The sequence below is a fragment of the Streptomyces sp. CO7 genome, assembly GCF_053474865.1.
This window is the reverse complement of the sequence record NZ_JBRIOU010000004.1, coordinates 908,135-912,087: the sequence shown is the minus strand read 5'-3', so window position 1 is coordinate 912,087 and position 3,953 is coordinate 908,135. Positions and strand designations below refer to the sequence as shown.

At 73.7% G+C, this 3,953-nt stretch carries 4 protein-coding genes; 2 read left to right on the top strand and 2 right to left on the bottom strand.

The window, feature by feature from the left end; translation table 11 throughout:
• Together ACOV8S_RS16915 and ACOV8S_RS16910 are read right to left on the bottom strand one after the other, a co-directional pair.
• Nucleotides 1-264: hypothetical protein (locus ACOV8S_RS16915; protein WP_448318629.1), on the bottom strand; the 264-nt coding region annotated here is incomplete at its 3' end.
• Nucleotides 251-1,681, bottom strand: a complete 1,431-nt coding sequence (locus ACOV8S_RS16910) for a PspC domain-containing protein (RefSeq protein ID WP_448318628.1) — start codon at nucleotides 1,679-1,681, stop codon at nucleotides 251-253. The genes ACOV8S_RS16915 and ACOV8S_RS16910, both read right to left, overlap by 14 nt.
• A 178-nt stretch (nucleotides 1,682-1,859) precedes the next feature.
• Here ACOV8S_RS16910 and ACOV8S_RS16905 point away from each other — a divergent pair, with 178 nt between their 5' ends.
• Both ACOV8S_RS16905 and ACOV8S_RS16900 read left to right on the top strand, forming a co-directional pair.
• Nucleotides 1,860-3,179 carry an ATP-binding protein gene (locus tag ACOV8S_RS16905; protein ID WP_448318627.1) on the top strand — a complete coding sequence of 440 codons (1,320 nt, stop codon included), beginning with the start codon at nucleotides 1,860-1,862 and terminating at the stop codon, nucleotides 3,177-3,179.
• Nucleotides 3,176-3,928, top strand: coding sequence for a LuxR C-terminal-related transcriptional regulator (locus tag ACOV8S_RS16900; protein WP_448318626.1), 753 nt, complete (start codon nucleotides 3,176-3,178; stop codon nucleotides 3,926-3,928). Before ACOV8S_RS16905 ends, ACOV8S_RS16900 begins: the two co-directional genes overlap by 4 nt.
• Nucleotides 3,929-3,953: the final 25 nt, after the last annotated feature.

Here is a 3,953-nt window from a genome sequence, read left to right as displayed (position 1 = left end):
GCCTCCTCCGTTGCCGTTGCCGTTGTCGTTGTCGTCGGCGTCGGCGGGACCGCGCACGCCGTGGGCGTCCCGCCGCGCGCCGCGGATGAGGTGGGCGGTGAGCCCTGCCACGGCGGCGAAGAAGAATCCGACGGCGACCAAGGGGATCGCCGTGAACCACGGCACCTCCCACTCCCCGGCGGCGTCACCCGTGTAGAGCACACCGGCGGTGACCAGGACCAGGCCCGATATGCAGCGCCCCGGCTGGAACTCATGACGCCACACGGGTCACCTCCGCACTCCCGGCGCCGACCTCGAGCCACAGATCGAGCGTCCCCGCCTTCCCGTCCCGCCTGCTGTCCTCGGTGCTGTTGCGCTCCCCGCCGCTCTCCGCGGGCAGCGTGTACTCCTCGATCAGTCCGCCTCCGAGGCCGGTGTCCTTACCGGCGGCCGCCGGCGAGTGGATGTCGCCCACGCCCACCTCCACTCTCGCCCGAACCGTCACGTCGTCCGGGACGACCACTTCGAGGCGTCCGGCGCCCAACTCGACCCGCACCGGCACCGTCCGCCCCTCCTTCACCGGCACGTCCGTCAGGTCCAGCCGGGCCAGGCCCGCTCCCAGCTGGTAACCCTCGCGGACCTCGGCGGTGCTGCGGGGCTGCCACTCCACACGTATCCAGTCCGCGTCGGCGTCCGGCGGCAGGGCGGCGGTCACCGTGAGCAGGCCGGCGGTGACCAGGCTCCAGAAGATCGTCCCCGCGCCTGTCCGGCCCAGGAAGGAGCTGACGACCACGCCGGTGCCGAAGACGAGAAGAGCGCAGGCCAGGCCCTGCTGCAGGGCGGTCACCGGCGTCTCGTCGGACCAGGTGAGACCGGTGGCCAGGGAACCCGCCAGCACGGCCAGCAGGAACGTCGTCCCCCCGAGCGAACGGGGGCGAACCTTGCTGCGGCCGGTCCCTTCCTTGCTGCGGCCGCTCCCTTCCTCCGGGCGGGCCGTGCCCTCCTCCGCGGCGGTCGCGGCGCTGCGGGAGACGGCGAACGCCGCCGCGAGGTCACGGTCGGAGGCCTTGCCCAGATCAGCAGGGCCCCAGAGGTAGCCCGTGCCCCCTACGTAGGTGCCGTCCTTGACGATCGGCTCCCGCCACCAGGAGGGCAGGGAGGCCGCGACAGGGGGAGCCTGCGCCTCCGGCGGAGCGTCCGCGGCCGCCTGGGCGGCCAGCGGATCGGGCCCCGGGGCGGTCCTGCGGCGGGACCAGTAGCCCGCGCCGGCCAGCAGCAGGGAGAGCACCGCGCCGAAGGTCAGCAGGCCTCCGTTGCGGAGCATGGAGAGGAACACCCCGCAGCCCACCAGCGCGAACAGCACGGAGGCCAGCGCGGGGCCGTCCACCCGCCCGGTGAGCAGGCGGCGGATCTCGTTCTCCTCCTCGTCCTCGTAGGGGACGAGGAGCCAGGCGAAGCCGTAGAAGGCCAGACCGATCCCGCCGGTGGCCGAGAGCACCGCGAGGGTGATCCGGAAGATCACCGGGTCCATGTCGCACTGCCGTCCCAGGCCCGCGCAGACACCGCCCAGCATCTTGTGGCGGCGGTCCCGGCGCAGCGGCCGCGGCTCCTGCTCGGGTGGCCCGGCATCGGTCGCGGACGCACCAGGACGCCGCTCCGCGTCCGGGGACGCGGCCGCCGCCGCGTGGTGGTGATCCGTCATGTGTTCATGGTGACGGGCGGGACGGCTTCGTGGGAGCGGGGACGACCCTGGGAGAACCCTGAAATCGCCCCCGGACAGGTGCAGGGGGAACTGTTCGAGGCGCGCCGTTCACCGGATCAGGGACGTCTCGGGGGTGGACCCTGATGACCCCGGGGCCGCGCCGTGTGACGATCAGGGCATGCCGGAAGCCGCAGCAGTACTCGACGAACCGCGGCCCCCGCGCAAGCTCTACCGCAGCGGCGACGGACGTTGGCTCGGGGGCGTGGCGCGGGGGCTCGCCGGGCACCTCGGGCTGCCCGTGGCCTGGGTCCGTCTGGCCTTCGTCGGCCTGTTCGTGGCGCAGGGGATGGGCGCGCTGCTGTACGCGGCCTTCTGGTTCTTCGTGCCGCTGGGCGTCGGTGGCGTCGGCGACGCGGGCGGTACGGGCGTCAGGGGAGGCGCGGACAGCGGGAAGCAGCAGGGCGCGGCGGGGCCGGGATTTTCCTCCCCCCGCCGTCTGGCCCCGCGGAAGCCCGACCGGGGCCAGCTGGTCGCGCTGCTTCTGATGGTCGTGGTCGCCCTGGTCTTCGTCGGCAGCGTGGATCTGGGCGGCGGCGCCCGGGCCTACCTGTGGCCCGCGGTGCTGGTCGGCGCGGGCGTCGCCCTGGTGTGGCGTCAGGCGGACAACGCGCGGCGGTCCCGCTGGGTCGAGGTGGGGCGCCGGCGGCGGACGGTGACGCTGGCCCGCGCGGCGGCCGGAGTCCTGTTGGTGACGGCCGGCGTCTCGGGGATGTTCGTGCTGCAGGGGTCGGCCGCCCACCTCGGGTCGGTGCTGCAGGCCGCGCTGGCCGTCCTGGTCGGGGTGGCCCTGCTCGCCGGGCCCTATCTGGTGCGGATGACGCAGGACCTCTCCGCGGAGCGCCTGATGCGCATCCGGGCCCAGGAGCGCGCCGAGGTGGCGGCCCACGTCCACGACTCGGTCCTGCACACCCTGACGCTGATCCAGCGCAACGCCGACAGTCCCGGCGAGGTCCGTCGGCTGGCCCGTGCCCAGGAGCGCGAGCTGCGCGCCTGGCTGTACCGGCCGGAGGGCTCGGGCAAGGACGAGGAGGCGGAACCCGAGACACTCGCCGAGGCGGTCCGCGTCGCCGCCGCGGAGGTGGAGGACAACCACGGGGTCCCGCTGGAGGTCGTGGTCGTCGGCGACTGCCCGCTCGACGAGAAACTGGGTGCGCAGATCCAGGCCGCCCGGGAAGCCATGGTGAACGCCGCCAAGTACGGTGGCGACGGCGGACCCGTACAGGTCTACGCCGAGGTGGAGGGGAGGACGGTCTTCGTGTCCGTCCGCGACCGAGGCCCCGGCTTCGACCTCGACGCGATACCCGCCGACCGGATGGGCGTCCGGGAGTCGATCATCGGCCGCATGGAACGCAACGGCGGAACGGCCCGGGTTCGGGCCGCACCCGACGGGGGGACCGAGGTCGAACTGGAGATGGAGAGGGCGGAGAAGACGTCATGAGCGAGGCGACCGGAGCCAGCGGAGCAGAGGGCACGGCCGACGGGGCGGCGGGTGCCGGCGGGGAGCCGGGCGGCACCCCGGCCTCCGGGCGCCGGGTGAGGGTCGTGCTCGTCGACGACCACCGCATGTTCCGCACGGGGGTGCGTGCCGAGATCGGCGAGACGGAGCGCACCGGTGTGGAGGTGGTCGGCGAGGCCGCCGACGTCGACCAGGCGGTCGAGGTGATCACCGCCACCCGGCCGGAGGTGGTCCTGCTCGACGTCCATCTGCCGGGAGGCGGCGGTGTCGAGGTGCTGCGCCGGTGTGCGGGCCTGGCGGCCGACGCCGAGCGTCCGGTGCGATTCCTCGCCCTGTCGGTCTCCGACGCCGCGGAGGACGTGATCGGCGTCATCCGCGGCGGCGCGCGTGGCTACGTCACCAAGACGATCACCGGGTCCGACCTGGTCGCCTCGATCTTCCGGGTCCAGGAGGGCGACGCCGTCTTCTCCCCCCGGCTGGCAGGCTTCGTCCTCGACGCCTTCGCCTCGACGGACGCCCCACCGGTCGACGAGGACCTGGACCGTCTCACCCAGCGGGAGCGAGAGGTGCTCCGGCTGATCGCCCGGGGGTACGCCTACAAGGAGATCGCCAAGCAGCTCTTCATCTCGGTGAAGACGGTGGAGTCCCACGTGTCCGCGGTGCTGCGCAAGCTCCAGCTGTCCAACCGGCACGAGCTGACCCGCTGGGCCACGGCACGACGACTGGTGTGAGGGCCTGGTCCGGCCGGTACCCCGC

Bases quoted from the DNA above. Each gene is read 5' to 3' on its own strand.
- ACOV8S_RS16910 (WP_448318628.1), bottom strand. From the start codon at position 1,681: ATGACGGATCACCACCACGCGGCGGCGGCCGCGTCCCCGGACGCGGAG.
- ACOV8S_RS16905 (WP_448318627.1), top strand. From the start codon at position 1,860: ATGCCGGAAGCCGCAGCAGTACTCGACGAACCGCGGCCCCCGCGCAAG.
- ACOV8S_RS16900 (WP_448318626.1), top strand. From the start codon at position 3,176: ATGAGCGAGGCGACCGGAGCCAGCGGAGCAGAGGGCACGGCCGACGGG.